Raw genomic sequence first — 17,307 nt, 5'->3', positions numbered from 1 at the left:
CTGCGATAAATGGAATCTACGCTGTGGCTCCCGCGTGCCACCTCCCCCTCTTACCCGCTAGGTTTGAAGGGGGAAGTGAAAGAAGTGAGTGAACGTCGGACACGTCGCTACGACGAAGTCGTGATCTTACGGGCAACGCTGGATCTGAAAGCAGGATTAACGCATGACTTTCGAACTCGAGGCATTTATCAGTCTCTCGTTTACCAAAGCACGATCGAAGTAAGGCAATGCACATAGCTTGTCGGCACTGCAATACGCCATGGTGGGTGCTGCCATGACGCTGTTTTATCTGGTGCTGTTGGTCTTGATGTTTATGACGAGAAAGGGAAGATAAGGTAAACGTCAGAATCGAGGGAAGGACGGATTATGGCTAGAACACAAAGCCGCCCTCTCCCTCTCTCTCTCAACACGCTTCACCACAAATCTTTATTCGGATCATTGGCTTCAACCCACGCTGCGTTTTCTCGCGCTTCTAAATACAGCTGCAAACCATTGTACGAGGCAAATGCCGCCGCGCCGCCAAGGTGTTGGAAGTCGTCAAAGTAGTCATCTTCTAACGGGCACAATTCAGAAAGCGTGCTCGCCCCTTTTTGTATTGCCCACTGAATGGCAAAGCTCGGCGCAATCGTGCCTGAAACCGAAACATCTTCAATGGATAGGTCAAGCGCACTTTGGGCTGCGGCTTCGCGCTTTTCAGCTTCTTCAATAGCGAGATCATCAATGATTTGGGTTCGGCGAGCAGGGGAAATTCGCTTATTCAATTTCGCGATTTTTAACGCATAAGCAAAACGCGCAGGGGTGACAATCTCAACCAGTTGTGTGAGCAGTTCTTTGTCGATATCGCTCGCTTTTTCAAAGAAGTCGATACAGTTGCGGAGTGACGCATAGCATGTGCCGTTGAATTCAAAACTGCTCGTATCATCCATCGCATCGAAAGTCAGGCCATCGACAATCAGTGGCCAACCTTCATACGCCACGCGCTGTTTGGCAATTTCATACATGTGCCAGGCACTTTCACCAAAGCCGCCCAATATTGACCCTGAGAATTCACTCTCGTCGAGCTCTTCTTTGGTCCAGTTTTCACCGATGGCGAGGTGCTTAGTGTATTTGGAGATGAGCGCCTGTTTAACGTGAGCGCGTAGCTGCCAAATGGATTTCAAATCGCGATTATGTTTAATGGCATCGCATTCTTTGCATGCCGGTAACGCCAACAACGCATGTTCGACGTTTTTCCGGGCAGTGCGTGGAAAATGAAGAATTTCCGATGAGGGTTCACCACAGAACCAGCAAATGTGGCGCTGGTTGAACGGGATATCGATCAATGTATGAGAGTGAGTTTGCATGGCCGCTTTACGCTTATTCTGATGTCCGCAGTTTACTGGTTAAGTGCGTCAATGTATCTCTTCTTGCGACAACAAAACCTGCTTCTTTTTTCTGGCTCGCCTTAAAAGACACGGCTTGCAACAAAGTCGGTCTTATTCAATCGATTGAAAGATGTATGATTGGCCCCTATTGGAGACTGTCGATATGATGTCAGGCAGGCCACGAACATTGGATGACCCATGCAGTTAGAGAAAATCGACAAGACACTATACCGTTCACGTTTAAACCGAGTGATCGTCGCCTGCATTGCCAGTTTGGCGATATCGAGCTTGGCGATCTCTCAGACATTGATACTAATTTTCCCCTCTGAATCGGGTTCTCACTTTCATTGGAACTTACTTGGTGTGGTGGTGAGCACGATTGCGCTGGTGATGATACTGCTCAAACTGAAAACTCACCCTAAAATGCGCGAAGTGGCATATGTGTGGGATCTCAAACAAGCCTTGAATGCAATCTATCGAAAGAACAGAAAGCTCCTTGCGGCAGCCAAACAGGGCAACCAAGATGCCATGTTAGCGCTTCAGTTCAGCTATGAAGGCTCTCGCCAGCTGTGGCAACTGGACGACAACACCATCACCATGAGCAGCCTCAATGACGCACAAGCACAGCTTGATGAGTGGGTACGCGAGTACAATGTGCAGCTAGACATTACAAACTACAAATCAGCGTTACTTAAAGCATTTTAATCGAAAGTTTCAAGCACTCGAAGGTATGCCTCCAACGGTGAAACAGGTTCAACACGGCGTTGAATGAACACCAAGTAGAGGCCGCCTTATTAACACTTCACTCAAATTCACAGATTCCCCCCTCCCCTTGAAAGCAGACTCGCAAGCCTCCACTTTTACAATTAATGAACCTATCAAGAAGATATAGGTCTCAAACAGGTCATTTTTCCTTTGTTTTTGATTCACCAAGGACAAGAATTTTATGTTATCGGATACTTTTCAAAGCCTTAATACTTACCTGCAAAGTCAGGTGATCGGCCAACCACAACTGGTTAAGCAACTGCTGATCGCTTTATTGGCTGACGGTCATATCTTGGTGCAAGGGCCACCGGGTCTCGCGAAAACCCGCGCAGTCAAAATGTTAGCGGACTGCATTGAAGGGGATTTCCACCGCATTCAATTCACCCCTGACTTGCTGCCCGCAGACCTCACAGGTACCGACATTTTCCGCCCTGAAACGGGAGAGTTCACCTTTCAGCCGGGGCCAATTTTCAATTCACTGGTACTGGCGGATGAGATAAACCGCGCGCCAGCCAAAGTGCAGGCCGCCATGCTTGAAGCCATGGCAGAAAAGCAGATCACGGCAGGCCGAAAAACCTATCCGTTACCCGAGCTGTTTCTAGTAATGGCAACGCAAAACCCGATCGAGCAAGAAGGCACGTACCCGCTGCCAGAAGCGCAGCTCGACCGTTTCTTGCTGCAGCTGAACGTTGAATACCCCGATGCCGACAGCGAACTTGAGATCCTTCGTCTTAATCGCGGCGAAGCGCAAGGTCTAGAGAAACAAGAGCCTGTGCATCTAAAACAAGAGAACATTTTTGAAGCGCGTCAGGCTGTGCTTGGTATTCACATGGCAGAAGATGTCGAGAAGTACATCATTCGTTTGATCATGGCCACACGCGATCCGCATCGTTACAGCGACAAACTGGCGGCGTGGCTACAAATGGGGGTAAGCCCTCGCGCCACGTTAGCGCTCGATCGCTGCGCCCGAGCACATGCTTGGTTAGCAGGGCGTGATTTTGTCACCCCCGACGATGTGCAAGCCATGGCCTACCCTGTACTGCGCCACCGCCTGCTGTTGAGCTACGAAGCGCAAGCAGAAGGTATCGCGGCGGATAGCGTGGTGAAACATTTGATTGAACAGGTCGCCAGTGTATGAGCCTGACAGACACCACCGCGGTTTTGCCACCACACAGTGACGGCGTCAACGTGGGTCTGGCTGAACTGCTGCACTACCAGAAACAGGCGGTGCGATGGTTGCCGCCGGCATTGAGCATTTGGTCGCAATTAAGCGGCCAGCACGGCAGTCGCCAGAAAGGGCGCGGCATGAACTTCTCTGAAGTACGTCCGTATCAATCGGGCGATGACATTCGCGCTATTGATTGGCGGGTGACGGCACGCACCGGAAAAACCCACACCAAGCTATTCACAGAAGAACGGGAACAGCCTGTGATGCTGTTAGTTGATCTCAGTGCCAGCATGAAGTTTGGTTCGCAACTGATGTTGAAATCGGTTCAAGCCACTCACTTTGCCAGCCTGCTCAGTTGGTTGGTGGTGAGCCAACAAGATCGCATTGGTGCGGTGATCTACAACGGCATTCAACTGCGCGAGTGCAAACCGACCGCAAGACGCCAAGGTACCTTGCACATCATTCATGCCTTGATGGAGTCCCACAAAGAAATGCTGACGGCAGAGAACCACACGGCCTCCACGGAAGGTTGGCAAGGGGCGCTTCGACACATGCACCATTTGTGCCCCAAAGGCAGTGAAATCGCCATCATCAGCGATTTTTACGCACTGACCCAAGCGGACAAGCGCAGATTGAGCCAACTTCGCCAACATAACCGCATTCAGTTTGTGCAGATTTCAGACCCGCTTGAGCAAGGACAAACCGACTACCGCGGTCACGAATGGGTATCGGATGATATCGACACGGAATGGCTGGATTTTTCTGCGCGTAAAACCCGCGAAAGTCTGGCCATTCAGTACCAACGCCACCAGCAATTTATTACCGATATGGCGCGGTCGTTGGCGATTCCCCTGCATACCATCAGCGCCGCACAGCCGCTGTTGCAACAGATTGGCAGCACACGTCGCGGCAGTGCAAACGCTACAAATACGAAATGAGGTCAAACACGATGAAGGCATTGTCATAACCATGACGAATACAGCATCAACAACATTACCACTGGCCGATATTCAGCTTCAGATCGCCCCCGGGATCTGGCCGCTGGCGTGGGGCTGGTGGGTATTGATCGCAGCCCTTTTGGCAGCAACATTACTTGCCATCTTTTTGCTGCGTCAGCGAGCCCAGCGCTTACAAGCGCGAAATGAAGCGCTCAATCAGCTAACTCAAGCCGATTCACTGGCTGCCATCAATGCATTATTAAAGCGCGCGGCACTGAGCTATTTCGACCGCGATTTGGTTGCGGGTCTGACTGGCTCAACGTGGCTAGCATTTCTCGACAGCCAACTGCCTGCCATCAAACAAGGCTTTGTCGCCCAAAACGAGCTTTGGCAGAAAGGGATATTTGCCAACGTCGCACTGTCAGACGCCGAGCTGGCTACCTGTAAAGCATTAGCAGAAACGTGGTTAAAACAGGCATTGCCGCCCAGCAGCAAACCCATAGACAGCAACGCCACCAAGGAGGCAAACCATGTTTGAGTTTGTCTGGTGGTGGGCGTTTATTTTGCTGCCGTTACCCTTACTGGTGTACAAATTCGCCAAGCCCGTGCCAACCCCTGCGGCTATCCACTTGCCCCGCATTCCAAAAGGCTTGGGTGGTAAACAACAACGCAGCCGCCTGCGGCAGCTGCTGATGGCACTGATGTGGGTGAGCCTAGTGCTCGCCGCAGCCCGTCCGATTTGGTATGGCGACCCTATTCAGATCCAGCCAGAACACAGAGACATGATGCTGGCCGTGGATTTGTCCGGCTCTATGGCCATGGAAGACATGGTGATGACCAATGGCAACACCACCGATCGCTTATCAGCAGTCAAAGACGTGCTGGCAGATTTCATCACAAAACGCGAAGGCGACCGCGTGGGCTTGGTGCTATTTGCCGATCATGGCTATCTGCAAACGCCGCTCACACTGGATCGCAATACCGTGGCGCAACAACTTGAACGCGCCGTTCTTGGGCTAATAGGTGAAAGCACCGCCATTGGTGAAGGCTTGGGTGTTGCCACCAAAACCTTTATTGATAGCAAAGCCCCGCAGCGCGTGATCATCTTACTCAGTGACGGTGCGAATACGGCAGGTGTTATCGACCCATTAGAAGCGGCAGAGCTTGCCAAAGAAAATGATGTGACCATTTACACCATTGGTGTCGGTGCAGACAGCATGCTGCAACGCACTTTGTTCGGTTCACGACGGGTTAACCCTTCGCAAGATTTGGATGAAAGAACCCTGACCGACATCGCCAAAATGACCGGCGGTGAATACTTTCGCGCACGGGACAGAAAGGAGCTTGAAACCATTTACCAACTCATCGACCAGCTAGAGCCGATCTCGACCGTCCAGCAAACGTGGCGACCACGAGACGAGCTGTTCCGCTTCCCGCTTGGATTCGCGCTGGCGTTGTCTGTCGTCATCGTTGTTTTAAGGAGACGTCATGGCTGATTTTACCTTTATGCACCCTACATGGCTGCTGGCCTTATTGCCACTCGCCTTTTTGCTTCCTTGGGTTCAAGGAAAAGCACAAAAATCAGGCTTGATCGCGCCGCATCTCGCCGCGTTGCTTTCGGGCAACCAAACAGCTAACCGCAAACCAAAACGTTGGCCTGTTGCTGTGCTTGCTGGCGCATGGCTGATGTCAGTGATTGCTTTGGCTGGCCCAAGCTGGCAGAAAACTGAATTACCCGCGGTGAACCTTGCTGGGGCACGTGTGTTGGTGATGGACATGTCCCGCTCTATGTACGCCACAGACATTGCGCCCAATCGTCTCACTCAAGCGCGATTCAAAGCCCTCGACATGCTACCGGGCTGGAAAGAAGGCAGCACTGGCTTGGTGACGTATGCGGGCGATGGCTACATCGTCAGCCCGTTAACCGAAGATGCCGCAACCCTAAAAACCCTGATCCCGAATTTGTCTCCCGCCATTATGCCAATCCCGGGTAGCAACGCCGCTGCAGGGATAAACCAAGCGATGGACTTGTTGAAACAAGCTGGGTTCTCGCAAGGAGACATCGTGTTAATCACCGATGGATTGAGCAATAGCGAGTCCAACGCCGCGCTTAACGTGCTGGGTGGCAGCGATTATCGCGTCTCTGTTTTGGCGGTCGGCACACAACAAGGTGCGCCAATCAAACTGCCAGACGGCAAATTGCTGGAACAAAATGGCATACCTGTGGTTGCGAAGCTCGACCTGAATACCTTGGCATCTATCACCCAGAAAACAGGCGGTATGCTCCAACAGTGGCAACCAACCAACCGAGACGTGAATAACCTCGTCGCGTTTAGCGCCAAGCCGCTCGACGGCAACGCCGATGGGAAGAGTAAAACCATTGAAGAACGCATCAACGATGGGTTCTGGCTGATCCTGCCTATCATGTTACTCGCGCTGTTTGGCTTTCGAAAAGGTGTGGTGTTAGCCGCCTTGATTGTCGTGATGCCCATTAATCCGGTTTCGGCTGCGGCTTTTAAGACCGACGATCAACAAGCCTATGAGCAGTTTGAATCAGGCAACTACCAAGACGCCGCGAACACCTTTGCATCGCCATCGTGGAAAGGCATCGCGCAGTACAAAGCAGGCGATTATCAGGGTGCGATAGAGACATTGTCGCAATTGGATGATCCGGTTTCTCAATACAACCTCGGCAATGCGTTCGCCCAGGCTGGCGATTTAGAGGCTGCTCAGAAAACCTATGAATCTTTGCTGGCGAAAAACCCGAATAACGCCGATGCCAAGCACAATCTGGATGTCGTAAAAAAAGCCCTCGAACAGCAGAAACAGCAGAAACAGCAACAACAAGAACAGAAAGATCAGCAAAACAACGACCAACAGCAGGGTGAGGGTGACGAGTCACAGGACAAGTCTCAAAACCAGCAAGGCTCCCAAGACCAGAACCAGCAAGGCAGTCAAGATCAGTCATCGCAGGATCAACAGCAAGAAGGTCAGTCTGGGCAACAGCAGGATCAGTCTCAGCAAGAGGGCTCTGGGCAAGAGAGTTCTGAGCAAGAACGTTCGGGCCAAGAAAGCGCAGATCAACAACAAGAGCAATCCTCTGAACAGAGTCAGCCGCAAAGCGCCGACGCCAACAAGCAAGACGGTGCCGAGCAGCAAAGCGAAGCCAAATCTGAGCAAGAGCAAACCAAAGAACAAGACGGACAGCAGAATGAACAAGGTCAGGATGGCGAACAAAATCAGGACGGAGAACAAGGCGAACAGCCAGCGGCAATGGCCTCTGAATCCGGTGAGCCTGCCAACGACAGCGATGCCCTGACCGCCAGCAATCCGGTACTTAAAAAGCTCGAGCAAGTGCAGGATGATACCGCCGCCTTGCTTCGCGCTCAGTTAATCCTTCAGGCGAGGCAAAAAGAGATGCCGCAGCCTACTGAAAATTCATGGTGAACAAAGAATGAACGATCAGAGATTTTCGCTGATGTCACTGTCACAACAGGCCAAAGCCGCCTTGCTAATTGCCGCAATGGCGATTGCGTCTCTACCCAGCGCGGCATTTGCGGCAACCGCCGAAGCCACGGTGTCGAAAAACGTGGTCGCGTTGGGTGACGCAATACAACTGACCATTTCTGTCGATGAAAGCGTGAGTAATAACGCTCTGGATCTCTCGCCACTCGACAAAGATTTCATCTATGGCAGACCGAGCGTGAGCAGCAACACCTCTTACATCAATGGTACATTAACGCGCAGCACCATATGGCGCGTGGCAATCGCAGGCAAACAGGTCGGCAGTTACACCATTCCGGCGTTAACCATTGATGGCATGAGCACTGATCCCATCACCATCAAGGTCGAGGAAGCGGGTCAGGCGACAGCACAAGTCGATACGCAAGCAGTGGACGTGATCGCCACACTTGATCGTCACGATGGCTATATTGGCGAAACCTTCAACTATCGCGTTCGCTTGATGATCGGCACACGGTTAGATTCCCCTGCCCTGCAAGCGCCGTTCGGTGAAGGCTTGGACGTGACACAAATCGGCGAAGATGTGCAAGCCGAGGCCGTGGTGAATGGTCGTCGCTATGTAGTGATCAGTCGTCAGTATCAAATCACGCCAACCCAAGCGGGTGAACTCACGATTGAAGGCGCAGTGTTTACTGGTACAGAAGTAAAAGGTAATGGCTGGGGGGCATCCATTGGTCTGCCGATGAGTCGCCAAGCGAATGGTCTCACGTTGAACATTGCTGACAAACCTGCAGATTTCCAAGGCTTGTGGCTTCCAACCCCGCACCTTGAGCTAACTCAAAGTTGGCAACCGGACACGCTAAGTCAACGACTCAGCACCGAGGTGGGTGAGCCGATTAACCGCACTATCACCCTGAAAATCAAAAACATTGCCCAAAGCGCCATGCCAAATCTCAATCTGGATTATCCCACCAGCGTGAGTGTGTATTCCGATAAACCCGAATACACAGAGGAAGGCGATTACACAGTAATGACGATAAAACAGGTGATCATTCCGCGCCAAGAAGGACAAATCACCTTGCCGTCATTGTCGATTAATTGGTTCAATACCACCGACAAGAAACAGCAAACCAGCGAGATTGAGGCACTGACGTTAACCGTCTCCCCCGGCGAACACGCGCCAGTAACTCAAACGGCTCAGCCAGACACTAACGTCAACATTGCGCCGTCTGAAACAGCGCCAACGGAAGAGGTTAACATCGTTGCCCAAGCGGGTTACTGGCCATGGGCGACAGGTTTCTTTGCCGTTTTATGGCTCGGCACATTGGGCATGTACTTGCGTAGATCAAAGGCTAACGTCGCCTACACAGCAGAAACACACAGCCCAACATCGCCTCATGCTGACAACGCCCTGCTCGCGCTGATAGCGGCAGTGAGTAGCAATAATGCCGTCGCAGTAGCGACTCACTATCGCAATTGGCAAACCAGTCATCTACCGAACGATTTACGCGAGAAAATTGGTGCGGAAATTAACGCCATGATGGAAAGCCGATACCGTTCGCAATCCCAAGATTGGAACAGTAGCGAATTGCTTGCGCTACTCAGACAAGCTGAGAAAGTGAAAAGCCACAAAACCAAAGGCCAATCACTCAGCGAGCTAACCCCTTAGGCTCAGTGAAGTGTTCACAGCCTAGAAACGACAGCATAAATAAACAAAAAAACCGGAAGTCGCCTTCCGGTTTTTTATGCGCTGCTTTTTAAGTGCCGCATGGGCTAGTTCAAGAAGCGTCGATTCTCTGAATCAAGCTCTGACGCTATCTTCGCCAATCGATTACTGTTCTCACGCGTATTAATCGCATGACCGGCTAGGTTATCCACCTCCGTCAGGATGCGGTTAATCGTTTGGCTCACTTCTTCAATCACCGCACTTTGCGCCTCAGTAGATTGCGCCACACTGCTGTTAATCGCCGTAATGGTATTGATACTACTCGAAATATCATTCAGTGAGTTCTTGGTGTTGGCGGTTTGCTGCACACATACCTCAGCCTGTTCGGTACTCCTCTCCATCGAGGATACCGCCTTAGTAGAATTGTCCTGAAGGCGTATGATCATCGCTTGAATTTCTGCTGTGGAATCTTGCGTACGTGCCGCCAGAGAACGAACTTCATCCGCCACCACCGCAAAACCTCGTCCTTGTTCACCCGCACGTGCAGCTTCGATAGCGGCATTTAGCGCCAGAAGATTGGTCTGCTCAGCAATGCTTTGAATCGTGTCAAGAATCTTGGTGATGTTATTGCTATCCTGCTTGAGCGACTCAATCACAGTCGATGCATCAAGCATCAGGGTTTTTAATGCATTGATGCTGTCGTTCGCAAGACTGATATCTGACAAGCCCGATTCCGCCGCTTTCACCGCACCTTCAGCTTCCACTGCTGCTGACGATGCATTCTCTCTAGCCTCACTCACAGATGACACCATTTGGCTTGCGGACACTGACACCTGAGACAATGAATCGCGCTGTACTAAACTGATTTGCTCATTCTTGCCAGCGATATCCTCAAGCTCAACGGTTGAGGTTTTCAAATTCCCCGTAGACTGCTCGAGCTGTTTAGTAATGTCACGCAGCGCACTAATAAAGAAGTTAAAACTGGTCGAAAGCTTGGCAATTTCATCATTGCCTGACTGCGGCAATTGTTTCCGCAGGTCTATTTCATTGTTCGCCGTTCTCACTGACGACACGGTTTCAATCACAACGCCCAACGGGTTAAGTAAACGACGAATAACCAGCCAAGCCACAAAACCAAACAGAGCCGCAGCGACCACTTGCAATGACACCATAATGGTCATCCAATCATCTGTTCTCGCTTGTGCTTGCATCAGGCTCTTGTTTGAACGGTTTTCAAGAAGATCGAAAAACTGATTAACGGGCACTGCGATTTTGTCGAGCTCTTTAAAGTAGTTCGCATCGTAAAGAATACGAATAGCAAACTGCTGCACCGTTTCCCCTGGAAGCATCTCAAATGGCCCTTCAACAAAACGCCCCTGACTGATACTTTCCATGGCTTGCGTTTCGGTTTCAACCAATTGGTTTGAATAAGAAATCGAGGTTTCTAACAAGCCCAACTCTTCTTCGGTAAAACCAAGGTTTGTCATGATCGTTAGCTGATCGATTTTTTCGCCAGGAAACAGGTCGCGGTGAACCCAATTGGGTCGAGCCGTCTTACCACTGCTCCAATCAATGATGTCAAAATATCTTTCCCAATGTATTTGGTTGCCCGTCGCCACAAAGGAACGTGCTTCTCTTGTCAATGACGCAGACACTTTCACAAACTCGTTAGCAATCTGATTAGAGAGGAAGCGCTGTTCCGCTTGGGCGCGCTGAGCATCACTGACTTTCGTGACCTGCAATCCAGACAATATGGCAAACACAATGGCCAAAATCGCTGCCGAAATAGAAAGTACGACTTTTTGTCTAATCAACATGGCATCCCCTAAAATACTTTAGTATCAAATAGTTATTATTGTCACACCAGAAGTATAGTCAGTATGAACCACTTCCCTCATTTAATATCAAGGTAATCAGTAAGAACGGGGCACGCCGAAGAAGAGACGCAGATGCAACCCGAGATATAGCTATCTATTCCTCTGACTTGGGAACATACTGAACTCAGCTATGCATAGCTTTGATAAAACAGAAAGAGGTCGTTGCTTAGCAAGGCCCTGAGGTCAGAACACACTGACGCTGGGCATAGATAGTCACCTGAAAGGAAAGCATCATGAGTAAGGGACAAAACAGCAAAAAGAACGACAAGAAGAAACCAGTTCGCACCGCAAAAGAGAAAAAAGCGGATAAGAACGCCAAGAAAACCATCACTAACGTTTTCAGTAAGTAGACCTATACCCAAGTATAAAATGGCCATCAAATCGCATTGATGGCCTTTTTTTCATTAGACATCAGATCTGAAATTTTATATTTCCCCTACCTTTTAAACTGGCTTTCCCAAGCCAATATGCTCACGCTAATGTAACCATTTCACATGCATTGTTGCGCCCTTGTTACCCCTTAATATTTGAATACAATTCGAGGTAGATCCTCACGTAAACCTCCTACCGTATAAACCCGTATATTGATATAGATCAATAATCGACACCTTTGCAGACAGTCAGAGCATCGACGTCACCCGATCACAACTCGCGTTTTTATTTGTACGTGTTCGCACGATACCCCCATTTTCGGGTTGTTCATGATTGAGGTACCAAAATGTTAGAAACCCTTATGTTGTCGCGGATACAGTTCGCGGCGAACATCAGCTTCCATATCCTTTTCCCGACGATCACCATTGCGTTGGGCTGGATGCTGGTGTTCTTCAAACTCCGCTTTAACCGAACGCAAGATTCCGTTTGGCTGGATCTCTATTACTTCTGGGTAAAGGTGTTCGCGTTAACCTTCGCACTGGGCGTGGTATCAGGCATTACCATGAGTTTCCAATTTGGCACCAACTGGCCGGGCTTTATGGAACGCGTGGGCAATGTGGCGGGCCCGTTGCTGGGTTATGAAGTCATGACCGCGTTCTTCATGGAAGCCACCTTCCTTGGCGTCATGTTGTTTGGGCGCGGCAAAGTGGCGGATTGGGTACATACGCTCGCAACAATATTGGTGGCAGTGGGCACAAGCCTCTCGGCATTTTGGATATTGGTGCTCAACAGTTGGATGCACACGCCCGCGGGTTATGAGTTGATTGACGGCATTGTTCACGTTACCAGTTGGAAAGAGGTGATATTGAACCCGTCACTGCCGTATCGACTGGCACACACTTTGTTGGCATCTGGCCTAACTGCCAGTTTCTTGATTGCAGGTATTAGTGCCTATCAATACCTTAAAAAGCCCGATCATCGCGTGGCAAAAACAGGGCTGAAAGTCTCGATACTTGCCGCTGCAGGACTGATTCCGGTGCAGATTTTTGTCGGTGACTTACATGGTTTGAACACCCTTGAGCATCAACCCGAGAAAATCGCCGCAATGGAAGGAGTGTGGGAAACCCAAAATGGCGCGCCGCTTCTGCTGTTTGCGGTCCCTAATGAAGATACTCGTAGTAATGCGATGGAAATTGGCATTCCGAAGTTGGCGAGCCTGATCCTCACCCATGACTTAAATGGTGAATTGGTTGGCTTAAATGATTTTGAAGATCACCCGCCTGTGTCGCCGCTGTTCTATGGTTTTCGCATCATGGTTGGTGTGGGTGTGCTGATGCTTTTGGTCGCCAGCTATGGCGCAGTTAGGATCATTCGTAAGCGCGAATTGCCAAAGCCATACCTATACGGGCTAGTCGCAATGACCTTCTCCGGCTGGATAGCCACTTTGGCTGGCTGGTATGTGACGGAAATTGGTCGTCAGCCTTGGTTGGTGAGCGGTGTGCTACGCACTTCAGAGGCGGTCACCACAGTGCCGAGCGGCCATGTCATGATTTCACTGACGATGTATTTGGTGGTCTATGTGGTGTTGCTGGTGGCCTATATTCGCACCTTGTTCTATTTGGCGAGGAAGGCCATCCATGCCGAGCATGACACGCCGACTGCATCCACTCAGGAGGCAATCGTATGATGGATTACTTGCCGGAAATCTACTTGCTGCTATTGGGTTTTTCCGCCTTCATGTACGCCATTCTTGATGGCTACGATCTTGGTGTGGGCATCTTATTGCCCGCTAATCACCAAGCGCAGCGCGACAGAATGATTGCCTCTATTGGCCCGTTCTGGGATGCCAATGAAACCTGGTTGGTACTGGCGATTGGCATCTTGCTGATAGCCTTTCCGCCTGCGCACAGCTTGATCCTGACAGAGCTTTATCTGCCTACCGCCGTCATGCTGTTTGCCCTTATTATGCGAGGTGTCGCATTTGATTTTCGCGCCAAAGCGAAAGCCGAGCGCAAAGACACGTGGGATCGCTGTTTTAAAGCTGGCTCGCTGATAGCGTCATTGTCGCAAGGCTACATGATGGGTCGCTACATAATGGGCTTTGAGTCGTCACCGTCTGCATACAGTTTCGCTCTATTAAGTGCGCTATGTGTCACCGCGGCGTATGTCTATATCGGCGGTGCGTGGCTGGTGCTGAAAACCGAAGGGGAATTGCAAATTCGCGCTGCGAGATGGTCTCGTCGTGCGGGCTGGTTGGCGGCGATTGGCATTGCTTCAGTGAGTATTGTGAACCCTATCGTTAACGAGCAAGTCGCCGAGCGCTGGTTCAGCTTCCCTGAAATGCTGTTGCTCGCCCCTGTACCATTGGTCGTGATGTCCATCATTTACCTGGTTGACCGCTATCTGCGTCAAGTCCCCATGAAAGATGATTTGGGTGCAAGATGGCCTTTCTTCGGCGTAAGCATGATCTTTGCGCTCAGTTTCTTAGGGTTGGCCTATAGCTTCTTCCCGTATGTGGTGCCGGGTATCATGACGGCACAAGAGGCGGCTAGCTCTCCCGCCACACTGAAGATTGTCGGTGTCGGCGCAGCGTTCGTCATGCCCATGATCTTACTTTATACCTTTGTGGTTTATCGAATATTCAAAGGAAAGGCAACAGAGCTTAGCTATCAGTAGATTCTGGTATCAATAGAAAGCCCTGTTAACTATTGATTTAGTTGGAAATAGATAAGAGAAAGGCGCACCGATTGGGGTGCGCCTTTATGTTTGGGTGTTTACAGTGAGGCGGTCTGCTGGGACACGGTCTACTAGGACAGGCAAAGTTAAGGCTCCTTTAATCGATGACTCTGTGCCTATATGGTTCCCTTTTCCACTTTCGTGTAAGTGTCTAGCCATTCAGCAACGCAAAACCCTAAACGACTGAGTATGTCGGGTTCACGACTCTCAATATGACCACGTTTATCTTCTCGGCATTGCCGTCCTGCCCAATCGACAAGCTCTAGGTAATCCATCAATCGAAAAGGAATACCGTCTGGCATCTGTTTTCTTGGGTTTTCAGCAAAGGGGAATAGGTGCAGTGCGGTAGTTTACTTTCTTAGAGTGTATTTCCCCGTTGTTTCGTTGTTCTTGCTTAGTGGCTTAATGGCTTAATGGCTTAATGGCTTAGCCGGATTGTCAAAATACAAAAAACCGGAAGTCGCCTTCCGGTTTTTTTGTTGCCACATGTGGAGGCCACGGCTCGGTGAAGTCACTACACCTTAAAGCGCGCAACCTTGCTTGAAAGCGCTTCTTGATGCTGCAGTAACAACTGGATGGTTTTTTCGTTTTGGCGAATATGACCCAACGCCGTTTCACCGAGTACCTGCACGTTTGAGATATTTACAGCGATACTCTTGGCCACTTCTTCTTGTTGGGCAATTGCACTCGCGCTTTGCTGATTCATACCGCTTAAATTATTAATCTCTCCCGCCACGCAATTCAGCGATTCTTGTGCTTTTGCGGCAATACTTGCGGTTTTTTCTCCCTCTGCCATGCCGCTACTCATTACTTTTACGGCTTCATGAGCACTTTTTTGCAGCTGCTGAATACGCGCCTGAATAACACCCGTGCTATCTTGCGTTCGGGTTGCCAAGGTGCGAACCTCATCAGCCACGACAGCAAATCCACGCCCTTGCTCACCAGCACGTGCCGCTTCTATTGCTGCATTCAATGCCAGAAGGTTGGTTTGTTCGGCAATCCCATTAATGTCAGATAGGATGGCTTCTATGTTATTGACATCACTCAGAACAAAATTAATGACCTCTGTACCACGCGTCACTTCTTGAACCAGACCCGACACGGCGACAGAAGCTTCTTGTACCTGAACCAAGGTGGCTTTCGTATTTTGATCGATTGAAAGTACCGATTGACTTGCGTCTTGCGCGCCACTGGCAACCTCGGTCGAATTGGCTGCCATTTCTTCCGCCGAGGTCGCGATGGTAACCACTTCACGCGTCTGCTGATCGCTAATGTTAGACGTTTCATTGGAAGCATGAGAAAGCTCGGTCATGGCTTCACGTACTGAAGAAATTGAGCTATTCATATCAACGACAAGATTTTGCACCCTGGCGATAAATCGGTCGACTGCGTTGCCAAGTTGTCCAAATTCGTCTGGAGAAGAAATCTCTACTCGACGCGTCAAGTCCCCTTCGCCATCGGCGATATCCGTCATTCGCGTCAGCAGTCGGTCGATAGGAGTCAAAATTTGACGCATCAGAACCCAGCCCATGATCAACACCAAAACCAGTCCACCAATAAGTACTGATTTAAACGTCGACGCCGCCGTTGCCTCATCTGCAAGCGTTTCGGTAGCATGGTTTTCTACCGTCCCGTCTGCATATTCCTCAAGTTCCCCAATAAATGCCAATAAGGTGCTGGAGGCTCGGTTGTAGCTATCTAACGCTGTTTTGAATGCGCCATAAGCAGCGACGACGTTATCCAGCGCGGCATTGTGACCATTATTTAAGCGTTTAAATACATCCGCATAAGTCTCATCACCCCACGCTCCACCCGCAGACACATCAAAGCGGCCTGTAGAAAACATTTCCTCATTTGCCTCATTTTGAAAAGCGCGCGCTTCTTCTATCTTAATTTGCTGCGAGGCAAAGTCTTCGCCATCAAGCAACCGCTGTGTTTGATAGAGTTTCCACAACAACCCAATGTTTGATTCCATGCCGCCATCAGCCGCTTGCCAACGAGGTTGGATATCAACACGCCAAGTCACAAACTTGTCAGGGCTGCCTTCAAGCTCTTCGACTGCACTGTCACCGAGCTCTTCCAGCTGCTCACCCAAATCGACCAATTCAGCGGTAGCAATGTCATAATTTTCTTTCGCCGCAGAAAACAACGCAACCTGCTTAATAAGTGCATCCCTATTTGATAAATACTGCTGATACGTTGTCTTGAAATCATCTGTGCGAGCCGCCCCAATCAAACCTGCGGCGATCAATCGAGACGAAGCCTCTCGAGCGCTTTCATCGGCATTGGCAAGCCGCGCCATAACCGACGCTTTGTCTGCACCGCCAATCAGGTCATACACCGCAAGCATCTGTGCTTCCACCTCGATGGAGGTCTCCATCGCGCCGTCAGCAGTGTCCCAAGCTGGCCCAACAATATACTGAAGAGATTTAGAACTATTGGACAAAGACAAAACAGCTAAGCCACTGATAATGGCAATAACCAAACCTATAAAACCAAAGCTTAATATAATTTTTGACTTTATTTTCATTAAGTTACACCCTTAATCTCACAAAAACATAAACAGTAACGAGGTTTGACAAACACTAACCAGCCAATCGACACTGTGACAGTTGAATCACTATTGACAAAAGTGTAGACAAATACTTGCCATCATCATGAGAAAGTTGTTCACACAAAATTGGGCGAAGTAGCAGATCAGGTAAAAACAGAATGTATCAATGTGATGCACATGGCGACGCACATGCTTTTTTGGGCTGGCAGGGTGGATGACGTGAAATAACCCAGTTTTTGCAGCTTAGGATAAAGGCAGGATTCACTTTCACATTGAAATGAATAGGTTTTACTATCCTTTGTTTTTTGATATCTCTAGCGCGAGAAAAGACGATCAAAAAAGCCAGCCGCGATGAAATCAACAAATGATCAAATCTAGATACGACTGGCTTTTACAAAGGCGTTT

At 49.8% G+C, this 17,307-nt stretch carries 13 protein-coding genes and 1 pseudogene; 10 read left to right on the top strand and 4 right to left on the bottom strand.

Going from position 1 to position 17,307, the window contains the following annotated elements; all coding sequences use genetic code 11:
• The first annotated feature begins 9 nt into the window (after positions 1–9).
• Positions 10–237 carry an inner membrane CreD family protein gene (locus AB8599_RS18790; RefSeq protein WP_407333262.1) on the top strand — a complete coding sequence of 76 codons (228 nt, stop codon included), beginning with the start codon at positions 10–12 and terminating at the stop codon, positions 235–237.
• Between the two features lie 176 nt (positions 238–413).
• Here AB8599_RS18790 and AB8599_RS18785 read toward each other — a convergent pair whose 3' ends face one another.
• The gene (locus AB8599_RS18785; protein ID WP_407333261.1) at positions 414–1,343 is read right to left on the bottom strand and encodes a hypothetical protein; all 930 of its coding nucleotides are present in this window, start codon (positions 1,341–1,343) and stop codon (positions 414–416) included.
• Positions 1,344–1,562: 219 nt separating this feature from the next.
• Between AB8599_RS18785 and AB8599_RS18780 the strand changes: the two genes are divergently transcribed.
• The 7 genes from AB8599_RS18780 to AB8599_RS18750 all read left to right on the top strand — a co-directional run bounded on the left by AB8599_RS18780 (position 1,563) and on the right by AB8599_RS18750 (position 9,366).
• On the top strand, positions 1,563–2,069 hold the full coding sequence (locus AB8599_RS18780) for a DUF3087 domain-containing protein (protein ID WP_407333260.1): 507 nt from the start codon (positions 1,563–1,565) through the stop codon (positions 2,067–2,069).
• A 241-nt stretch (positions 2,070–2,310) separates the two neighbouring features.
• Complete coding sequence (locus AB8599_RS18775; protein WP_407333259.1) at positions 2,311–3,267, top strand: AAA family ATPase; 957 nt, start codon at positions 2,311–2,313, stop codon at positions 3,265–3,267.
• Positions 3,264–4,235 carry a DUF58 domain-containing protein gene (locus AB8599_RS18770; RefSeq protein ID WP_407333258.1) on the top strand — a complete coding sequence of 324 codons (972 nt, stop codon included), beginning with the start codon at positions 3,264–3,266 and terminating at the stop codon, positions 4,233–4,235. The genes AB8599_RS18775 and AB8599_RS18770 overlap by 4 nt, the downstream gene beginning before the upstream one ends.
• 31 nt (positions 4,236–4,266) lie before the next feature.
• Positions 4,267–4,773, top strand: coding sequence for a DUF4381 domain-containing protein (locus tag AB8599_RS18765; protein WP_407333257.1), 507 nt, complete (start codon positions 4,267–4,269; stop codon positions 4,771–4,773).
• Positions 4,766–5,731: a vWA domain-containing protein gene (locus AB8599_RS18760; protein ID WP_407333256.1), complete on the top strand. Its 966-nt coding sequence runs from the start codon at positions 4,766–4,768 to the stop codon at positions 5,729–5,731. The genes AB8599_RS18765 and AB8599_RS18760 overlap by 8 nt, the downstream gene beginning before the upstream one ends.
• Positions 5,724–7,682 (top strand): VWA domain-containing protein, encoded by a 1,959-nt coding sequence (locus AB8599_RS18755; protein ID WP_407333255.1) that lies wholly within the window; start codon positions 5,724–5,726, stop codon positions 7,680–7,682. Before AB8599_RS18760 ends, AB8599_RS18755 begins: the two co-directional genes overlap by 8 nt.
• 7 nt (positions 7,683–7,689) lie before the next feature.
• Complete coding sequence (locus tag AB8599_RS18750) at positions 7,690–9,366, top strand: BatD family protein (protein ID WP_407333254.1); 1,677 nt, start codon at positions 7,690–7,692, stop codon at positions 9,364–9,366.
• Between the two features lie 104 nt (positions 9,367–9,470).
• On the opposite strand, the gene AB8599_RS18745 is transcribed toward AB8599_RS18750, so the two are convergent.
• On the bottom strand, positions 9,471–11,180 hold the full coding sequence (locus tag AB8599_RS18745) for a methyl-accepting chemotaxis protein (RefSeq protein WP_407333253.1): 1,710 nt from the start codon (positions 11,178–11,180) through the stop codon (positions 9,471–9,473).
• A gap of 778 nt (positions 11,181–11,958) precedes the next feature.
• Between AB8599_RS18745 and AB8599_RS18740 the strand changes: the two genes are divergently transcribed.
• Positions 11,959–13,299 (top strand): cytochrome ubiquinol oxidase subunit I, encoded by a 1,341-nt coding sequence (locus AB8599_RS18740; protein ID WP_407333252.1) that lies wholly within the window; start codon positions 11,959–11,961, stop codon positions 13,297–13,299.
• Positions 13,296–14,288, top strand: a complete 993-nt coding sequence (locus tag AB8599_RS18735; protein WP_407333251.1) for a cytochrome d ubiquinol oxidase subunit II — start codon at positions 13,296–13,298, stop codon at positions 14,286–14,288. The genes AB8599_RS18740 and AB8599_RS18735 overlap by 4 nt, the downstream gene beginning before the upstream one ends.
• 84 nt (positions 14,289–14,372) lie before the next feature.
• Here the strand turns inward: AB8599_RS18735 and AB8599_RS18730 are convergent.
• Together AB8599_RS18730 and AB8599_RS18725 are read right to left on the bottom strand one after the other, a co-directional pair.
• Positions 14,373–14,692, bottom strand: a pseudogene (locus tag AB8599_RS18730) (hypothetical protein); the annotation flags it as partial.
• Positions 14,693–14,862: 170 nt separating this feature from the next.
• A complete protein-coding gene (locus AB8599_RS18725) occupies positions 14,863–16,878 on the bottom strand; it encodes a methyl-accepting chemotaxis protein (protein WP_407333250.1) in 2,016 nt (671 codons plus the stop codon).
• Between the last annotated feature and the right edge of the window lie 429 nt (positions 16,879–17,307).

The sequence above is a fragment of the Enterovibrio litoreus genome, from assembly GCF_045679545.1.
Lineage (GTDB): Bacteria > Pseudomonadota > Gammaproteobacteria > Enterobacterales > Vibrionaceae > Enterovibrio.
This window is presented reverse-complemented; position numbering and strand designations above follow the sequence as displayed.

Coding starts and splice junctions, on each gene's coding strand:
- AB8599_RS18790 (WP_407333262.1), top strand. CDS start 10: ATGGAATCTACGCTGTGGCTCCCGCGTGCCACCTCCCCCTCTTACCCG.
- AB8599_RS18785 (WP_407333261.1), bottom strand. CDS start 1,343: ATGCAAACTCACTCTCATACATTGATCGATATCCCGTTCAACCAGCGC.
- AB8599_RS18780 (WP_407333260.1), top strand. CDS start 1,563: ATGCAGTTAGAGAAAATCGACAAGACACTATACCGTTCACGTTTAAAC.
- AB8599_RS18775 (WP_407333259.1), top strand. CDS start 2,311: ATGTTATCGGATACTTTTCAAAGCCTTAATACTTACCTGCAAAGTCAG.
- AB8599_RS18770 (WP_407333258.1), top strand. CDS start 3,264: ATGAGCCTGACAGACACCACCGCGGTTTTGCCACCACACAGTGACGGC.
- AB8599_RS18765 (WP_407333257.1), top strand. CDS start 4,267: ATGACGAATACAGCATCAACAACATTACCACTGGCCGATATTCAGCTT.
- AB8599_RS18760 (WP_407333256.1), top strand. CDS start 4,766: ATGTTTGAGTTTGTCTGGTGGTGGGCGTTTATTTTGCTGCCGTTACCC.
- AB8599_RS18755 (WP_407333255.1), top strand. CDS start 5,724: ATGGCTGATTTTACCTTTATGCACCCTACATGGCTGCTGGCCTTATTG.
- AB8599_RS18750 (WP_407333254.1), top strand. CDS start 7,690: ATGAACGATCAGAGATTTTCGCTGATGTCACTGTCACAACAGGCCAAA.
- AB8599_RS18745 (WP_407333253.1), bottom strand. CDS start 11,180: ATGTTGATTAGACAAAAAGTCGTACTTTCTATTTCGGCAGCGATTTTG.
- AB8599_RS18740 (WP_407333252.1), top strand. CDS start 11,959: ATGTTAGAAACCCTTATGTTGTCGCGGATACAGTTCGCGGCGAACATC.
- AB8599_RS18735 (WP_407333251.1), top strand. CDS start 13,296: ATGATGGATTACTTGCCGGAAATCTACTTGCTGCTATTGGGTTTTTCC.
- AB8599_RS18725 (WP_407333250.1), bottom strand. CDS start 16,878: ATGAAAATAAAGTCAAAAATTATATTAAGCTTTGGTTTTATAGGTTTG.